The sequence below is a fragment of the Hungatella sp. SL.1.14 genome (assembly GCF_024460495.1).
Lineage (GTDB): Bacteria > Bacillota > Clostridia > Lachnospirales > Lachnospiraceae > Hungatella > Hungatella hathewayi.
The window spans coordinates 239,064-257,120 of sequence record NZ_JANFYJ010000005.1 but is presented as its reverse complement, the minus strand read 5'-3'; the positions used below and the strand labels follow the sequence as shown (position 1 = coordinate 257,120).

The following is an 18,057-nucleotide window of genomic DNA, read 5'->3' as shown; positions in this document are numbered from 1 at the left end:
GAAAGGGCTCCTGTTACATAAAAAGCCTTCCGGGCGCGCGTTCGAAAGACCGGTTCCGGTCTTTCCAGAATCTTTATACAATCTTTATATCACTTCCCTGATTTCCACTATCTTTTTTATGGGCTTTTCCACTACAATAAAGCTGTAAAAATATGCTTTCATGATAGAGGGGAGGAACGTATATGTTCTTTCATAAAACGAAAACCATTATTATAGCAGGTGCGAGCCGGTTTGGGGCCGGACTGGCAGGGAAGCTGTCAGGGCGCAGTACAAGAATTGTTGTAATTGATTTGAATGAGGATGCCTTCCGGAAGCTGCCGGAGGATTTCAGCGGTTATCAGATTGTCGGGGACGGAACGGATATAGATTTGCTGAAGCAGGTGGGAATCGAGAGCGCGGAGGTATTTATCGCGGCTACGGATGACGATAATGTCAATATCCTGGCTTCACAGATCGCCTGCCGGATCTTCCATGTGCCGGAGGTATTTTCCAGGCTCAATGATAAAAATAAGGAAAAACTGATTCGTGGATTTAATATTAAGCCGATCTGTCCGTTTGTTCTGTCGGTAAATGAATTTGACAGGCTGACAGAAGGGGAATATCAGGAGGCAGGAATTTCATGAAGATTGTGGTTGCAGGTGGAAGAGATGAGGCGGATTTCCTGATTGGGCTTCTTCTGATGGGAAAACATAAGATTATAGCAATCAACGGAGATATGGGGTACTGTGAGCATCTGGCCGCGTCCTACGACGCCGCTTCTGTCATCTATGGTGATCCCTGCAAGGAGTATGTCATGGATGAGGCGGGGGTGAAAGGATATGATATCCTGATTGCTTTGAGAGAGAAGGACGCGGATAACCTGGAGATCTGTCAGATGGCCAAGCGTCTGTTTGCCATTAAAAAGACGGTCTGTACGGTGAGAAATCCGAAAAATGTGGAGATATTCGAGATGCTGGGCGTGGACAGGGCAATAAGTGCCACCTATATGCTGGCCCACTATATCGAGCAGGCTTCGGTGATTGAAGATCTGGTCAGGGTGATGCCTCTGGAGAATCAGAAGGTACTGGTCAATGAGATAAAGGTGAATTCGGACTGCCCGGTGGTGGATCGCAGAATTGCGGATATGGAGCTTCCTTTTAATACAATTATCAGCTGTATTATAAGAGAGACGGAGGTCATTGTTCCCAACGGGCAGAATAAGATTATGGCAGGAGACAGCCTGGTGGTGATCACCACACCGCAGAGCCAGAAGGAATCCGTTAAGGCCATCCTGGGCAGTGAAGACAATGAATGATCATATGATTTTATGGGAAACACTGGGAGCAGAGAACCATCACGAGAGGCATGTTCTGAAGGGATACCGCCTGATTGCCGGTTATATGGGGATCGTAATGATTCTGGCGGGAATTATCACGCTGCTTCCTCTGTTTACCCTGTTCTTTTATCCGGAGGAAATGGGACAGGCGCAGTACTTTGTGGCGCCGGGCGTCTCGTCAATCCTGGCAGGTTATCTCCTGAGCCTGGTGCTTCGCGGAAGGCGGGCGGGAAACCTGGAAAAAAATCAGGAAATGATCGTTGTTCTCGGGACATGGGTCATTGTCATCTTCGTAACGGCGATACCATTTGTGCTCAGCGGAACGTATTCCGTGACACAGGCCGTGTTTGAGACTACCAGCGGACTCAGTACGACGGGACTCAGTGTGGTTGATGTCAGCACGGCTCCCCATATTTTCCTGATACACAGGACGATACTTCTGTTTTTCGGAGGGATCGGGTTAGTGCTTGTCATGACGTCGGTACTCTCTGATGTATATGGAATGCGGCTGTATCACGCCGAGGGCCACTCGGACCGTCTGCTTCCCAATCTGATTGAATCGGCAAGGCTGATTATCGGGATATACAGCGGATACATCCTGGGAGGTACTTTTTTATATATTCTGTTCGGTATGAGTCCCTTTGATGCCATAAACCACGCAGTGGCGGCTCTTTCCACCGGCGGCTTTTCTACTAGGGCGGAGAGCATCGGCTACTATAACAGCACGGCCATCGAGATGGTCACGGTTATCTTAATGCTGCTTGGCAGCACGAATTTTTTTGTGCATCTGCTTCTGCTGAAGGGAAAATTCAAAGAATTTATCTCCCACTGTGAGGTCCGGCTCATGCTTTTTCTGCTGGCTCTCTTTGTGCCCATCCTGACGGTGCTCCTTATGAACGGCGTATACAGTAACGTGCCGGTGAGCCTGCGGGCAGCACTGTTTCAGGCAGTTTCTGCACTGACCACGACCGGATTCCAGACGGTTGAGAGCTTTGCAGCATGGACGCCTGCGATGATGTTTCTTATGATTCTGCTGATGCTGATTGGCGGCGGGGCCGGGTCCACGGCGGGCGGCTTGAAGATTTACCGCGTTTATGTTATGCTGAAGGAAATCTGGTGGAAGCTGGTTCGTGATGCGCACCCCGACCGGGTTGTATTTACCGAACAGATTAACCGCGGCGGTAAGAAGGAAGTTATAACAGACAGGGAGAAGAACCGGATCAACGCATTTGTCTTCTTCTACCTTCTTTTGTTTGCAGCTGGAAGCTTTGTATTCTGCTGCTATGGCTATTCGATTCAGGACTCCATGTTTGAGTTTGCCTCCGCCATAAGTACGGTGGGACTGTCTGTCGGAATCACGTCGTACGGAGCCAGCCCGGTGATTCACTGGACGGCCATTGCAGGCATGTTTCTGGGGCGTCTGGAGATTTATGTCGTACTGATTGCAGCGGCCAGGATGGCGTCCGACGGAAAGAATTATCTGCACGAGAAACAGATGAAACGGAAACGGCACAGAAATCGAAACAGGAAAAGGGATCATTATGAGAAATGATATCGCGTCTGCGGAACACATCGTTAAAATACTGAAAAATGCATCAAAGGTGGCTGTAATCTGGGTGCTCTCTACGATGTTTGCCATTGTGCTCAACCATATGGGAGTCCGCATTGAGAATCTGCTTCTTATCTATGTGGTCGGCGTCGTTATCTGCAGCGTGGAGACCAGCAGCATGTGCTGGGGAATTGGTTCATCGGTCGTTTTCGTCTTCACTTTTAATTTTCTGTTTACTGCACCGAAGTTTACCTTCCAGGTGGACGATCCGAATTACGTCATTTCACTGATGATTTTCATCATTGTGGCGTTTATTGTGGCCTCGCTGACTGTTAAGCTGCAGAGGCAGATGGACATTGCCAACAGGAGGACGGAGATTACAACCAAGCTCAATGCGATCGGCAGCGGATTTCTAAATCTGGCAGGCCGGCCGGCCATCGCCAGATACAGCTGTGACAGTTTGAAAAAATTGACGGAGAAACGGGTGGATATACTGATCCGCAGCAGCGACAATGAAGAATTCTCCGACAGCATAGCAGAGTGGTGCTACCGCAATTCCATGATCTGCGGCCACGGAGAGGCTCAGTTTGGTGAAAATACTTCTCTTTACGTTCCGATTAAGAACAGCAACAAGACGTATGGAGTCATTATATTTGACTGCTGTGACGGTGATTTAGAGGAAGAAGAGAGGGGTTACGTGGACACGGTAATCTCCCAGATTACCCTGGTGCTTGAGCGGGAACGGCTGAATGAGGAGAAGGAAGAGACGAAAATACAGATCGAGAAGGAACGGCTGAAGAGTACTCTTCTGAGAAGTATTTCACATGACCTGCGCACGCCGCTGACCGGCATTGCCGGAAGCTCTAATTTTCTCTATGACAACTATGGAAGCCTGGATGAAGAAACTGCAAAGAGTATGCTGAATGATATCTGTACGGATGCAGAGTGGCTGAATTCCATGGTAGAGAATCTGCTGAATATGACCCGCATACAGGAAGGGCGGCTGGATATACAGAAGAAGAAAGAAGTCGTGGATGACCTGATTTCAGGTGCTGTCACCCTGGTCTCCAAGCGGCTGGGAGATCACCGCTTAAAGACCGTCACTCCCCATGATATCGTTCTGCTTCCGGTTGACGCCAGACTGTTTACCCAGGTTCTGGTAAACTTAATTGACAACGCGATCCGGCATTCGGGAAACGATACGACCATTACGGTTTCCGCCCGGGTGATGGGGAACTTTATCACCTTTAAGGTAGCGGACAATGGCAGCGGTATCCCGGAGGAACGGTTAGACAAGATTTTCGATAACTTTTTTACGACAGCCTATGAAAATGGCGATAAGCAGCGGGGGGTCGGACTGGGGCTTACGATCTGCAAGGCTATTGTGGAAGCCCACGGAGGCCATATAAAGGCTGTCAATAATGAGGGGGGAGGAACTACATTTCAGGTTGATATGCCAATGGAGGTAAGACAGAATGAATGATGCAGATATCCTGGTCATCGAAGATGACAAGACCATACAGAATTTTATAAAAATAACGCTGAAAACCAAGGGATACAGGTGTGTACTCGCAGACGACGGCCTGACGGGCATCTCGTATTTTTACGCCAATAATCCGGATCTGATCCTGCTGGATTTAGGACTGCCCGATATAGATGGTATGGAGGTATTAGGCCAGATCCGCCAGGAGTCGGAGGTGCCGGTTATCGTGGTATCTGCCAGAGGGATGGAGCAGGAGAAGGTGGGGGCGCTGGATGCAGGAGCGGACGATTACATTACCAAGCCGTTTAATGCCGGAGAACTGCTGGCCAGAATCCGGGTTGCGCTGCGGCACCGCAGTTCCGCGCCCAGACAGGAGCCGGTCTTTGAACTGGATACCCTGAAACTGGATTTTGAAAAGCGGAAGGTCAGTGTCAGGGGAGAAGAAGTCCACTTGACCCCGATTGAATATAAGATGCTGTCGCTTCTTGTCAATAATTCCGGTAAGGTCCTGACGCATCACTACATTCAGCAGGAGGTATGGGGGTACGATACTACTGACGACTACCAGTCCCTTCGCGTATTTATGGCAAACATACGCCGCAAAATAGAAGAGGATTCCACAAAACCCCGGTTCATCTTGACGGAAGTCGGCGTCGGTTACCGGTTCGTGGAGTCGTAGACAGAAAAATAAGAGGCATTCCAGGCTGCTGAAAGTATGATCAGCCGCCTGGAATGCCTTTTGTTATCTGCGGAGCCGTTTGAGCTGTCCAAGTCCCCGGGACAGGGCGCTGCACAGAGTATTCACACAGAGAACCGCCGTTTGATCGAACACAAAGGCAAACAGGAAGGAGAGGACCAGGGTAACGGCCACTGTGACCGCAGTGCCGCCTAAAATGCCCCAGGAAGAGGCGTAAAGCCCCAGCTGTTCTTCTGCTGTATGATGAAGGATATACCAGTGGATCAGAAGGATGGAAAACCCGTATTTACTGATGATTCTGACTGCCGGTCCCGGTTTTTTTAGCTTTTCTTCCATTCCGGTAAACCAGGAGAAGATGGCTCCCGACATAAACAGCATGGTTGGCGCCTTATTTAAAAATGCATCGGTATAATCCGGCAGAATACAGGATATGGCCGCTGTGATGAGAAATGAGGCTGCCCCGAGAATCATAAACGGTTTTCGGTAACGGGAGGAGAACGGCCTTGTCCAGAAATAACCAAACACGAATACCGATTCCCAGCCGCATAAGAGTGTGACAAAATGGAACTCAATGCCCAAAAGCGGAAGCCAGGACAGCGCTCCGTTCATGAAAAAGGTGAGCACGACAAAAGAAAGCAAAAGTTGGTCAGACATATTCTGTACCATAACCTTGAAAAATGGCGCCGCCAGATAGAAAGCCAGAATCACGTACATCAGCCAGAAGTGGGGATTCCACTGGGAAGGACCGGAAAGAAACCGTCTGCAGGCATCCAAAAGGTTTTTGGGATCGGTCAGTCCGGACTGGTACAGCCCCATATACAGATAGAATAAATAATATACAGCCATGGGGATGCCCACTTTAAAAACCCGTTTCCGGTAGAAAACGGAGACTGGCTCTTCCTTTTGATTCAGCAGCAGCGCTCCGCTGAGCATGACAAACAACAGATTGCAGTTTAAAAACAGAACAGCCATAATCCGCAGAGCCATGAAAGCAGACGTTCCGGCTGCCGGCGCAGAATCTGACTGAACCACATGTGCGGCGATCACAAAAACAACTGCAAGCACCCGGATATAGTCATAGGCTTTAATCCGGTTCCTGTCATAACTGGGGTCCCAAAGCATGCTGCGGATATAGCAGGAAAAAGAACCTGCCTGTTTTAAACGCCGGTAATGGGCATGCAAAACGATAAGAAGTATGAAAATCATCAGGATATATTTTGTCTTAAGCACTGTATTCCTCCGCTGGATTCTGTATTTGTATCAATCATATCTTAAAGAATGCGAAGTAGTCAATCAAAATTCCTGATCCGTCTTTACAGTCTTTTTATATCCGTCACGTATTCCCCCATAGAATTTTAACGACCCGCCATGCTATCATACCCTCAGTTCAAGAAGAGGAGGCTACATTATGGAAATGGGATTTATGTTAGGTATAATCGGACTTACAGCACTTTTTATCCTGGTTTACCTGATTATCATTTTACTGAGAGGTGACAAACAATGACGAATACAGCGATCCAGATGATATTGTATTGTGCCGTTCTCATTGTACTGGCCATACCGCTGGGCAGGTACATAGGAAAGGTTATGAATGGAGAGAAGACGGTTCTGACCAGGCTTCTTTCTCCCGTGGAAAATGGAATTTATAAGGTTTTGAAAATTAACAGAGAAGAAGAGATGGACTGGAAGAAATATGCGGTATGCGCAGGCGTATTCAGCGTCATCAGCCTGGCGGTTCTGTGGCTGATCTTAATGCTTCAGAACATACTTCCGCTGAATCCGGAAGGGCAGGCGGGAACCTCCTGGCATCTGGGCTTCAATACGGCAGCCAGCTTCGTGACAAATACGAACTGGCAGGCTTACTCCGGTGAGTCGGCTCTCAGCTATTTTTCACAGATGATTGGTCTGGGAGTTCAGAACTTCGTTACTCCGGCCGTTGGTATGGCAGTCCTGTTCGCCCTGATCCGCGGCTTTATCCGTGTGAAAAAGAAAGGTATCGGAAACTTCTATACGGATGTGACGAAGTCCACGGTATACGTTCTGATTCCCCTTTCCCTGATTGTATCCGTCTTCATTGTATCCAGAGGTGTTCCGCAGACCTTCCGGGGACACGAGGAGGTACAGCTGCTTGAACCGGTTACGGTTGAGAATGAAGACGGCACGGCAACCGTTGTTGACAAACAGATTGTTCCCCTTGGACCGGCGGCCAGCCAGATCTCAATTAAACAGCTGGGAACCAACGGCGGCGGCTTTTACGGAGTAAACTCCGCCCATCCCCTGGAAAATCCGGATCCATGGAGCAACTTATTTGAAATGATTTCACTGCTTCTGATTCCTGCCGCACTCTGCTTTACCTTCGGAAGGAATATTAAGGATAAAAAGCAGGGAGTTGCGGTATTCCTGGCGATGTTTATCATGCTGGCGCTGGCCCTGGCCGTGGTGGGATATACAGAACAGGTAAGCACACCCCAGATTGCGCAGGGCGGCGCCGTAGATATCAGCACGGCCGGTCAGGCGGGCGGCAACATGGAAGGAAAAGAGACGAGGTTCGGTATTGCAACTTCAGGAACCTGGGCGGCATTTACAACGGCAGCCTCCAATGGCTCGGTTAACTCCATGCATGACAGTTATACACCGCTGGGTGGTATGATACCGATGCTTCTTATGATGCTGGGCGAGGTGGTGTACGGCGGTGTTGGCTGCGGTCTCTACGGTATGCTGGCATTTGCGATTCTGACCGTATTCATAGCCGGACTGATGGTTGGGCGTACACCGGAATATCTGGGTAAGAAGATTGAGCCTTATGAGATGAAGATGGCGGTCCTGATCTGTCTGGCAACTCCCATCGGTATTCTGGTGGGCAGCGGTATCGCAGCGGTGCTTCCGGCTACGGCGGACAGCCTGAATAACCCGGGCGCCCACGGATTATCCGAAGTACTTTATACATACGCCTCTGCAGGCGGCAACAACGGGTCGGCGTTTGCAGGATTTAACGCCAACACTCCATTCCTGAACACAAGTATTGGCCTTGTCATGCTCTTTGTACGGTTCCTGCCGATGTTCGGAGCACTGGCCATTGCGGGCAGTATGGCGCAGAAAAAGAAGGTTGCAGTCAGCGCGGGAACGCTGCCGACCCACAATGCAATGTTTATCTTCTTACTGATTGTGGTGGTTTTGCTGATCGGTGCGCTGAGTTTCTTCCCGGCACTGGCGCTGGGACCAATTGCAGAGTTCTTTGAGATGATAGGTTGATGGAGGAAAAAGGCATGAGTGAAAAGAAAAAGACGAGTATTTTTGCCGATAAGAGGATCATGACCCGGGCCCTGAAGGATTCACTGATCAAATTGGATCCCAGGGAACAGATTAAGAACCCTGTTATGTTCATGGTATACGTTTCGGCAATTCTCACACTGGTAATGTTTGTATTTTCCCTGGCCGGCATCCGGGATGCAAAACCGTGGTTTATTCTGGCAGTGTCCGTTATTCTGTGGTTTACGGATTTGCTTGGCAACTTCGCGGAAGCGATTGCCGAAGGCAGAGGCAAGGCACAGGCAGATGCCTTAAGGGCCAACAGAAAAGACGTTATGGCGCTTAAGATTCCGTCTCCGTCACAGAAGGAGAAGGGAACACGGGTCACCTCCACGGAGCTGAGAAAAGGTGATTTGGTTTATGTGGCGGCAGGGGAACAGATCCCTGCCGACGGAGATGTCGTAGATGGCGCGGCCAGTGTGGACGAGAGCGCCATCACAGGCGAGTCCGCCCCGGTAATCCGGGAGAGCGGCGGTGACAGAAGCGCTGTGACCGGCGGTACTACGGTAACCAGTGACTGGCTGGTTATTAAAGTCAGCAACAATCCCGGTGAGAGCTTCATGGATAAAATGATTGCAATGGTGGAAGGCGCATCCAGAAAGAAGACGCCAAATGAACTTGCATTACAGATCTTTCTGGTTGCTTTATCCATAATCTTTGTGCTGGTGACGCTTTCCCTTTACGCCTACTCCCTGTTTTCGGCAGGTCAGAAGGGAATCGAGAATCCTACGGCAGTCACCTCACTGGTTGCACTCTTAATCTGTCTGGCGCCGACGACGATCGGCGCGCTGCTTTCCGCGATCGGTATAGCGGGTATGAGCAGGCTTAACCAGGCCAACGTTCTGGCTATGAGCGGCAGGGCAATAGAAGCCGCGGGCGATGTTGACATCCTGATGCTGGATAAGACAGGTACGATTACCCTTGGAAACAGACAGGCGGATGCATTGATTCCTGTGGACGGTGCTGACCGGACGGAACTGGCGGATGCGGCCCAGCTTTCCTCTCTGGCGGACGAGACGCCGGAAGGACGAAGTATTGTGGTACTCGCCAAGGAACAGTTCGGTTTGAGAGGACGCAACATGGAAGAGTTCCATGCGGAATTTGTCGAATTTACTGCCAGGACCCGTATGAGCGGAATCAATTATCAGGGCAACGAGATCAGAAAGGGTGCCGCGGATGCCGTGAAGGCCTACGTACTGGCTAACGGCGGCGTTTACAGCGCAGAATGTGATCAGGTGGTAACAAAGATCGCAAACCAGGGCGGCACTCCCCTGGTCGTTGCAAAAAATCACAGGATTCTCGGTGTCATCGAGTTAAAGGATATTGTGAAGGAAGGCGTAAAGGAGAAATTTGCGGACCTTCGTAAGATGGGGATCAAGACCATCATGATTACCGGCGATAACCCGCTTACCGCGGCATCCATTGCGGCGGAGGCCGGTGTTGACGATTTCCTGGCCGAGGCGACGCCGGAAGGAAAGCTGAAGATGATCCGTGATTTCCAGTCTCAGGGCCATCTGGTAGCCATGACGGGCGACGGTACGAACGACGCCCCGGCCCTGGCCCAGGCCGATGTGGCTGTGGCCATGAATACGGGCACCCAGGCGGCAAAGGAAGCGGGCAACATGGTGGATCTGGATTCCTCGCCGACCAAGCTGATTGACATTGTAAAAATAGGAAAACAGCTCCTGATGACCCGCGGAGCGCTGACGACCTTCAGCATTGCTAATGATGTGGCGAAGTACTTTGCTATCATTCCGGCGCTGTTTATGGGGCTTTATCCGGGGCTGGCAGCTCTCAATATTATGAATTTATCGAGCCCGTACAGCGCAATATTTTCGGCACTGATCTATAATGCGCTGATTATCGTGGCCCTGATTCCGCTGGCATTAAAGGGCGTGAAGTACAGGGAAGTGCCGGCGGCAAAGATGCTGACCGGAAATCTGCTGGTATATGGACTGGGCGGCATCATAATCCCGTTTATTGCGATTAAAGTCATTGATGTAATGATTGTAGCGCTTGGATTCGCATTATAGAATGGAAGTGGCCGGATATGTATGATGACATCTTTAGTAGCAGAGTGTATATATTATTTCGCAATGCTGTGATCACCGTGATTCTGCTCGCGCTCGGAAGCCTGATTGCGTCGGGAATCGTGGAGACAGTGGTTTGTGAATGGATATAAAGAGGAGAAAAGGATTATGAAGACGATAAAATCAGTGATACCGAAGATGTTAGGATTCTTCCTGATACTGACCGTGATCTGCGGAGTGGTGTTTCCGCTGGTGGTCACCGGAATAGCGAAAGTATTTTTCCCGAAACAGGCCACGGGATCCATTCTGGTCGGGGAGGATGGAACGAAATACGGAAGTGAGCTGCTGGGCCAGCAGTTCACAGAAAACAAGTATTTATGGGGACGTATCATGAATGTGGATACCTCCACCTTTACCGGTGAGAATGGAGAGCCGCTCATGTATTCCTGGGCTTCGAATAAGACACCGGCCGGGGAAGAACTGGAGGAACTGATTGCAGAGCGGGTTGAGAAGATCAGAGAGGCTCAGCCGGAGAAAGAAGGCCAGCCCGTCCCGCAGGACCTGGTTACCTGCTCAGGGAGCGGCCTGGATCCGGCCATATCACCGGCGGCAGCCGAATTCCAGGTGTCGAGAATCGCCAGGGAGCGCGGGATCACGGAGGACGATGTGAGAGCCATCATTGAAACGTATACGGATGGCCGTGTACTGGGCGTATTCGGAGAACCGGCCGTCAATGTGCTGAAGGTAAATCTGGCACTCGACGGCATCACGTGGAAGGAATAGACGAAAAACTCCCAGAGGCAGCTGGCAATCGTGAGGGGTGGGAAATGAAAAAAAATGATATTGACGAAATGGATAAAAAACGTGACCCGGAGAAGATTCTTCAGGAGATAAAGGAACAGGAAGAAGAGCAGGAAGTAACGGGCATAAAAAGACGGGGAAAACTGAAGATATTTTTCGGTTACGCCGCCGGTGTGGGAAAGACGTACGCCATGCTGGATACCGCCGGAGAGGCAAAAGCGGCGGGAGCGGATGTTGTGGCCGGCTATATAGAGCCGCATGCCAGACCGGATACCATAGCGCTTTTAGAAGGTCTGGAGGTGCTGCCCCCGAAATTAATTGACCACAAGGGGATTAAGCTTCGGGAGTTTGATCTGGATGCCGCTCTTTGGCGAAAGCCGGAGATTCTCCTGGTGGATGAGCTTGCTCATACCAATGCGGAGGGCTGCCGTCACAGGAAGCGTTTTCAGGATATTCAGGAGCTTTTAGACGCAGGGATTGACGTATATACGACAGTGAACGTCCAGCACTTAGAGAGCCTTCATGATATCGTGGCTTCTATTACCCATATACGGGTGAACGAACGGGTGCCTGACCGTATCTTTGATGAGGCGGATAAGATTGAACTGGTGGATATCGAACCGGAGGAGCTGCTTACCAGGCTGGCGGCCGGAAAAATCTACGGAAAAAATCAGGCTGGCCGGGCTATGAGCAATTTTTTCACCAAAGAGAATTTAACCGCTCTGCGTGAGATCGCGCTGAGGCGTACGGCAGACCAGGTCAATAAGGCCGTGATGAAGGAACGGCAGGCGGCGGGCCGCGATTATTATACGGGAGAGCACGTTCTGGTATGCCTGTCCCCGTCTCCAACCAATGAGAAGGTGATCCGGACGGCCGCAAGGATGGCGGGAGCCTTCCGAGCGGAGCTCTCCGCCGTCGTTGTGGAGACGCTGGAAGCGGCGGAGAGAGAAGACAAAGTCCGTAAGACGATGGAGAATAATATCACTCTGGCAAAACAGTTCGGAGCCAAAGTCGTGACGCTTTACGGCGATGATATAGCGGAACAGATTGCCGGCTATGCGAAGAATAACGGGGTATCAAAAATTGTAATTGGAAGAACGGTGAGACCCACCGGATTATCCGCAATTGTAAGACGGAGGAGGAACTTAATTGACAGACTGATTGCCCTGGTTCCGGGGATGGATATCTATGTGATACCGGATGTGCGGGCAGCGGTACAGAAGCACCGCCATCTTACAGGGAAGAATTCTGCTGCAGTGGAGCCGGTGCGTGTGGCTGTGGATGCGGCTGCAGCCGTCCTTCTGCTGGCGTCAGCCACCATTCTGGGACAGGGAATAGAGGCCTGCGGTCTGGGAGAGATGAATCAGATCATGATTTATATCATGGCAGTGATTCTGATATCAGGATTTTCCAGATACAGGGTGACCGGCGTGATGGCCTCCGCAGCCTCGGTGCTGCTGTTTAACTTCTTTTTTACAGTTCCCAGATTTACATTTCAGGCGGTGGCCTCAGTCTATCCATTTACATTTCTGACCATGCTGCTCTGCGCCCTGACGGTCAGTTCTTTGGCAGCCAGGCTGAAGCGTCAGGTGCGTCTGTCGAAAGAAGAATCGGAAAAGATGCAGATACTGATTGCCATCAGCAATAAACTGAAGCTGGCTGCGGACAGCGACGAGATACTGGATATCTGCGCGAAACAGGTAATGAAATTACTGGAAAAAAATGTGATTATCTATCATGCCGTGGGAGGAGAAGTAAAACAGCCCAGAGTCTATTTATCTAATGATGCTGAGGAAATGGCCGGCGGCATTCTGCTTAACGAAGATGAGACGGCTGTGGCCGGATGGGTCTGCAAGAATTGCCACAAGGCCGGCTGCACCACCAATACCCTTCCGGGAGCGGCCGGTTTATACATTCCGATTCAGAAGGATGGCCGGGTATTCGGGGTAATTGGAATCGATTTAAAGGAAAGTGCGCCGATCAAACCGAATGATAAGAATGTACTCCACGTAATTCTGGATGAGACGGCGGTCGTACTGAAAGCCCAGATGATACACGGATATTTATAGAATGTTTATGAGTGCAGCGGTCTCAACCGTAGAATCTTTATTCTGTCGTGCGATATAATAAAGACAGAAAAGGAGGGGATCGCAATGTTGGAAGCATTTTTAACAAACCTGGCTCCTGTAAAGAGAATGGCAGACAGACTGGAACAGAAGCATCCGGTATTGAGCATGCTGGTATTCCAGATAGCAGTGGCTCTGTTTTTAATCGCCGCAGTAGGAGGAATCGCCCTGGCAGGCGGAGGCCTGATATGGCTGTTCTACCACCTTGTGGGAACGATGTAGGCGGAAATAGAACGTCGATATAAATATAGAATTTAAAACATTATATAATATAAAATACAAAATACCGGAACCGCGTTGTTCCCCCATTTGACAGGGGAAATATACGGTTCCGGTATACTTGGTTATCCGGTGCTTTTATTAATAGGTGCCGGAAAATGGAAATGCCGGTGAATGGACCTGTCACGGCTGCTTATACAGGTATTCGATCAGGTCCAGGGATCTCTCCAGACCGAGCTTGCTTACATTGATCAGAAGCTGATGGGAATCCGGGCTGCCCCAGTTCTGATCGGTATACGTCTCATAGTAATTCTTCCTTCTGCGGTCTGTTCTCTTGATTGCGGTGGCTGCTTCCTTTTCCGTTAAATGATAGCGGTCCATAATTCGTTCGATGCGGTCTTTCATATCGGCGCAGATGAAGATATTCAGACAGTCGGGATTCTGACGAAGAACGAAATCAGCGCACCGCCCTACGATAATACAGGGACCCCGTTTGGCCAGGCTCTCGATGATGGAAGACTGTGCTAAGTAGGTGCTGTCATTTAAGGGCAGTCCGTAGCCGGTGAAAGAATTCACATGGTCCGGGTAGCGGTAGGCAGACAGAAAGGTATTTAAAACGGATTCGTCCACCTCTTCCACGCTGATCTCCGACAGTCCCATCTTCTCGGCTGCCATCTCCACCAGATCCCGGTCGTAAAGCGGAATGTCCAGTGCTTTTGACAGCCTCTCACCGATCTCGTGGCCACCGCTGCCGAACTGACGGCCGATGGTGATTATTTTATGTCCCATAACATCCACTCCTTTCAAAAGAATCTCATGTGCGTATGCAATTGTGCAATAATAATGATTTTATATCTTTATTATATCGTATTCAAGGTAAAAAAGATAGAAAAATATGAAAATAATCCGGTTTTATTTTTTATCGTCTGTTCATAGAATGAATCATAATAGTGAGAAAGCCGGAGATGGAAATGAAACTGAGATGGAAAATAATATGTCTGTTTGCCGTCCTTGCGCTGGATATTGCGCTGGGAAGAAGCATGTATGGCTTTTATCAGGAAGCTAAGAGTACGCTGTTTCTTCCTGCTGACGCCGGGGATTCGGCGCAGAGCGAGGTGCGGCGCCAGTTTTCCGGGGAAAAACAGATTGCGCTTACCTTCGACGACGGTCCTCATTCCGTCTATACCAGCCAGCTGTTAGACGGACTCAGAGAGCGGGGCGTACATGCCACATTTTTTCTCCTGGGGGAAAATATCGACGGAAAAGAAGGGGTGATCCGCCAGATGAAGGAGGATGGCCATCTGATTGGAAATCACGGATATACCCATGTGCAGATGAGCAAGGAGACGCTGGAAAGCGCCTGCGGACAGATCGGGGAGACTAACCGGAAAATCGAAGAGATTACAGGACAGAAACCGGAATATCTTCGGCCCCCTTACGGATCGTGGAATGAGGAGCTGGAGTGTGCGACCGACATGACGGTGGTGCTGTGGTCGGTGGACCCTCTTGACTGGAAGCTGCAGAATACGAATAAAGTGGTGAAAAAGATCGTGAAGAGTGCAGAGCCGGGAGATATTATACTTTTACATGATGTTTTTCCCACGTCGGTGCAGGCGGCGCTGGAGGTGGTCGATACTTTAAAGAAACAGGGATATACGTTTGTCACGGTGGATGAATTGTTGGTGGACTAACCATTGACACTTTGGGAAACCGGGGCTATACTTTTGTTACGACTGATGGGTTTCCGGCAGCTTTACCACGTGAGTCTGCCGGGAGTGATATTGTATACAATGCAGGAGAAGGACAATGGATTTATTTGATTTTATGAGAGAGAACACCATGGATAAGGAATCTCCGCTGGCATCCCGGCTGCGGCCGGCGACCCTTGACGAGGTGGTGGGGCAGCAGCACATTATCGGGAAGGATAAGCTGCTGTACCGGGCGATCAAGGCGGACAAGCTGGGTTCCGTCATCTTTTACGGGCCGCCCGGGACGGGAAAGACGACGCTGGCGAAGGTGATCGCCAATACCACCAGCGCGGATTTTAAACAGATCAACGCCACGGTTGCCGGCAAAAAGGATATGGAGGAGATCGTGAAGGAAGCCAGGGATTCCCTTGGGATGTTCGGGAGGAAGACGATCCTGTTCGTGGACGAGATCCATCGTTTTAATAAGGGACAGCAGGATTATCTGCTTCCGTTTGTGGAGGACGGGACGCTGACTCTGATCGGAGCCACCACAGAGAATCCGTACTTTGAGGTGAATGGAGCGCTTCTTTCCCGTTCCCGTGTGTTCGAACTGAAACCGCTGGAGCAGGAGGATATCAGGGAACTGATCCGCAGGGCTGTTTATGACAGGGATAAGGGCATGGGTGCCTACAATGCGGTGATTGATGAGGAGGCCATGAACTTTCTGGCGGATGTGGCTAATGGAGATGCCAGAGCCGCGTTAAACGCCGTGGAGCTGGGAATTATGACGACAGAGCGGGATGCAGCTGATGGAAAGATTCATATCGACATCGACGTGGCCCAGGAGTGTATTCAGAAGCGGGTAGTGCGTTACGACAAGGACGGGGACAACCATTACGATACGATCTCTGCATTTATTAAGAGCATGCGGGGGTCCGATCCGGATGCGGCTGTCTATTATCTGGCCAGAATGCTGTATGCAGGCGAAGATATGAAATTTATAGCCAGACGAATCATGATCTGTGCGGCCGAGGATGTGGGAAATGCAGATCCGCAGGCGCTGGTGGTAGCCGTGGCGGCGGCTCAGGCAGCAGAACGGATCGGTCTTCCGGAGGCTCAGATTATTCTCTCCCAGGCTGTTACCTATGTGGCTTCGGCACCCAAGAGCAATGCGGCCTGCAACGCGGTCTTTGAGGCTCTGGAGGCGGTGCGTTCGAGTAAGACCATGCCGGTTCCTGTTCATCTGCAGGATGCCCATTACAAGGGGGCGGCGAAGTTGGGACACGGCCAGGGGTACTTATATGCCCATGATTTCCCTAATCACTATGTGAAACAGCAGTATCTGCCTGACGGCATGGAGGGAAGTGTGTTCTACCGGCCGACGGAGAACGGGTATGAGAAAAAAATAAAGGAACACATGGAGTTTATCCGAAGCGAGGCGGAGGAATCGTGAGAAAGGCGGAATTTGTGAAATGAGCATACCAGACAGAAATAAACGCCGCATGATCATTCTGTCCCTCGATGCCGTGGGAGGAAGGGATCTGGCATATATGGAGACGCTGCCCAATTTCGGTTCGTTCTTTAAACGGGCGGCCGGCTGCGGGGAGGTGGTGAGCGTATATCCCAGCCTGACGTATCCGGCTCATGTGAGCATCGTAACGGGCCGGTACCCGAAGAATCACGGGATCGTCAACAACTTACAGGTTCAGCCGGAGCGGGAACCGTCGGACTGGTTCTGGCAGCGGAAATACGTGCGGGGGACGACCCTGTATGACGAGGCGGTGAAGCGCGGTTACCGTGTCGCCTCCCTTCTGTGGCCGGTCATGGGAAAGGCGAAGGTTCATTACAATCTGCCTGAGGTGCTTCCGAACCGGCCGTGGCAGAATCAGCTGGGAGTGTGCGTGATGAATGGGACGCCTCTTTACGAGCTGGAGCTCCAGATGAAGTTCGGCTCCCTGCGGGACGGCATCAGACAGCCGCAGCTGGATCACTTCGTCCACGCCTCCATGCTGCATACGATGGAGAAATACAGGCCCGATCTGATGCTGGTTCATCTGACCGATGTTGACACGAACCGCCATTTGTACGGACTGGACAGCCCGGAAGCGATGGCGGCCCTCAGACGCCATGACGAAAGGCTTGGAGAACTTCTTGGACTGCTCCGCAAAATGGGGCTGGAGGAAGAGACGGATGTCGTAATACTGGGAGATCACTGCCAGCTGGATGTAAAGGAAGCGATTTATCCCAACTACTATTTTGTAAAGGCCGGACTGGCCGAAGTAAAAAAAGGCAGAATCCGTAATTGGAGAGCAATCGCCAGGGACTGTGACGGTTGCTGTTATATCTATGTAAAGGACCCGGAATGCGTCAGGCGGACGGAAACCCTGGTGACTCGCATGATGGAACGGGAAAACAGCGGGATCGCCCGTATGTTCACCCGGGAAGAAGCGGCCGCACTGGGGGCAGATCCGGAATGTGCGTTTGTGCTGGAAGCGGCAGATGGGTATTACTTCCAGAACGGCTGGGAAGAATACAGGAGAAAGGCAGGCGCTTCCGACCATCATACGGATTTTCATATCCAGGCGGCGACTCATGGATATCTTCCTGACCGGGATGGGTACCGGACATTTTTTATGGCAGCAGGTCCTCATTTTTTAAAGGGGGCCCGGGTGGAGAAAATGTCACTGGTCGATGAAGGGCCGACGCTGGCCGGAATTCTGGGCCTGGATCTGGGCCAGGTGGATGGACGGACGGTGAACGAACTGATTCGTTAACCGTCCGTTAAAAAAAACTTTCCTTTTTGGCAATCAGGGTATATAATAAAGCTATCGTACGACCTG

The 18,057-nt window shown here is 50.7% G+C and carries 15 protein-coding genes; 13 read left to right on the top strand and 2 right to left on the bottom strand.

Annotation, left to right across the window (positions count from 1 at the left end; genetic code table 11):
- Positions 1-182: 182 nt before the first annotated feature.
- From NE473_RS07860 to NE473_RS07840, 5 genes are read left to right on the top strand one after another with little or no spacing between them, the layout of a single operon-like run.
- Positions 183-623, top strand: a complete 441-nt coding sequence (locus tag NE473_RS07860; RefSeq protein ID WP_006773121.1) for a potassium channel family protein — start codon at positions 183-185, stop codon at positions 621-623.
- Positions 620-1,294, top strand: coding sequence for a potassium channel family protein (locus NE473_RS07855; RefSeq protein WP_055650729.1), 675 nt, complete (start codon positions 620-622; stop codon positions 1,292-1,294). Before NE473_RS07860 ends, NE473_RS07855 begins: the two co-directional genes overlap by 4 nt.
- Entirely contained in the window at positions 1,287-2,867 is a 1,581-nt protein-coding gene (locus NE473_RS07850; RefSeq protein ID WP_070102806.1) for a TrkH family potassium uptake protein, read from the top strand. Before NE473_RS07855 ends, NE473_RS07850 begins: the two co-directional genes overlap by 8 nt.
- On the top strand, positions 2,857-4,347 hold the full coding sequence (locus tag NE473_RS07845) for an ATP-binding protein (protein WP_055650730.1): 1,491 nt from the start codon (positions 2,857-2,859) through the stop codon (positions 4,345-4,347). The genes NE473_RS07850 and NE473_RS07845 overlap by 11 nt, the downstream gene beginning before the upstream one ends.
- Positions 4,340-5,026 (top strand): response regulator, encoded by a 687-nt coding sequence (locus NE473_RS07840; RefSeq protein WP_055650731.1) that lies wholly within the window; start codon positions 4,340-4,342, stop codon positions 5,024-5,026. The genes NE473_RS07845 and NE473_RS07840 overlap by 8 nt, the downstream gene beginning before the upstream one ends.
- 63 nt (positions 5,027-5,089) lie before the next feature.
- Here NE473_RS07840 and NE473_RS07835 read toward each other — a convergent pair whose 3' ends face one another.
- On the bottom strand, positions 5,090-6,274 hold the full coding sequence (locus tag NE473_RS07835; RefSeq protein WP_055650732.1) for an acyltransferase: 1,185 nt from the start codon (positions 6,272-6,274) through the stop codon (positions 5,090-5,092).
- A 270-nt stretch (positions 6,275-6,544) separates the two neighbouring features.
- On the opposite strand from NE473_RS07835, the gene kdpA reads away from it, so the two are divergent.
- The 5 genes from kdpA (at position 6,545) to NE473_RS07810 (ending at position 13,532) form a co-directional block, all read left to right on the top strand.
- Positions 6,545-8,296, top strand: coding sequence for a potassium-transporting ATPase subunit KdpA (gene kdpA, locus NE473_RS07830; RefSeq protein ID WP_055650733.1), 1,752 nt, complete (start codon positions 6,545-6,547; stop codon positions 8,294-8,296).
- Between the two features lie 14 nt (positions 8,297-8,310).
- Complete coding sequence (gene kdpB, locus NE473_RS07825) at positions 8,311-10,386, top strand: potassium-transporting ATPase subunit KdpB (protein WP_055650734.1); 2,076 nt, start codon at positions 8,311-8,313, stop codon at positions 10,384-10,386.
- A gap of 165 nt (positions 10,387-10,551) precedes the next feature.
- Complete coding sequence (gene kdpC, locus NE473_RS07820) at positions 10,552-11,166, top strand: potassium-transporting ATPase subunit KdpC (RefSeq protein ID WP_022031573.1); 615 nt, start codon at positions 10,552-10,554, stop codon at positions 11,164-11,166.
- 44 nt (positions 11,167-11,210) lie between these two features.
- On the top strand, positions 11,211-13,253 hold the full coding sequence (locus NE473_RS07815) for a DUF4118 domain-containing protein (protein ID WP_242866169.1): 2,043 nt from the start codon (positions 11,211-11,213) through the stop codon (positions 13,251-13,253).
- Positions 13,254-13,337: 84 nt separating this feature from the next.
- Positions 13,338-13,532 carry a hypothetical protein gene (locus tag NE473_RS07810; protein WP_055650735.1) on the top strand — a complete coding sequence of 65 codons (195 nt, stop codon included), beginning with the start codon at positions 13,338-13,340 and terminating at the stop codon, positions 13,530-13,532.
- 180 nt (positions 13,533-13,712) lie between these two features.
- Here the strand turns inward: NE473_RS07810 and NE473_RS07805 are convergent, their stop codons facing one another.
- The gene (locus tag NE473_RS07805) at positions 13,713-14,318 is read right to left on the bottom strand and encodes a cytidylate kinase-like family protein (protein WP_006773107.1); all 606 of its coding nucleotides are present in this window, start codon (positions 14,316-14,318) and stop codon (positions 13,713-13,715) included.
- A gap of 182 nt (positions 14,319-14,500) precedes the next feature.
- Between NE473_RS07805 and NE473_RS07800 the strand changes: the two genes are divergently transcribed.
- From NE473_RS07800 to NE473_RS07790, 3 genes are all read left to right on the top strand, one after another.
- Positions 14,501-15,220 carry a polysaccharide deacetylase family protein gene (locus NE473_RS07800; protein ID WP_022031570.1) on the top strand — a complete coding sequence of 240 codons (720 nt, stop codon included), beginning with the start codon at positions 14,501-14,503 and terminating at the stop codon, positions 15,218-15,220.
- 115 nt (positions 15,221-15,335) lie between these two features.
- Complete coding sequence (locus NE473_RS07795; RefSeq protein WP_055650736.1) at positions 15,336-16,670, top strand: replication-associated recombination protein A; 1,335 nt, start codon at positions 15,336-15,338, stop codon at positions 16,668-16,670.
- A gap of 19 nt (positions 16,671-16,689) precedes the next feature.
- The gene (locus tag NE473_RS07790; protein ID WP_039891460.1) at positions 16,690-17,991 is read left to right on the top strand and encodes an alkaline phosphatase family protein; all 1,302 of its coding nucleotides are present in this window, start codon (positions 16,690-16,692) and stop codon (positions 17,989-17,991) included.
- Positions 17,992-18,057 lie beyond the last annotated feature (66 nt).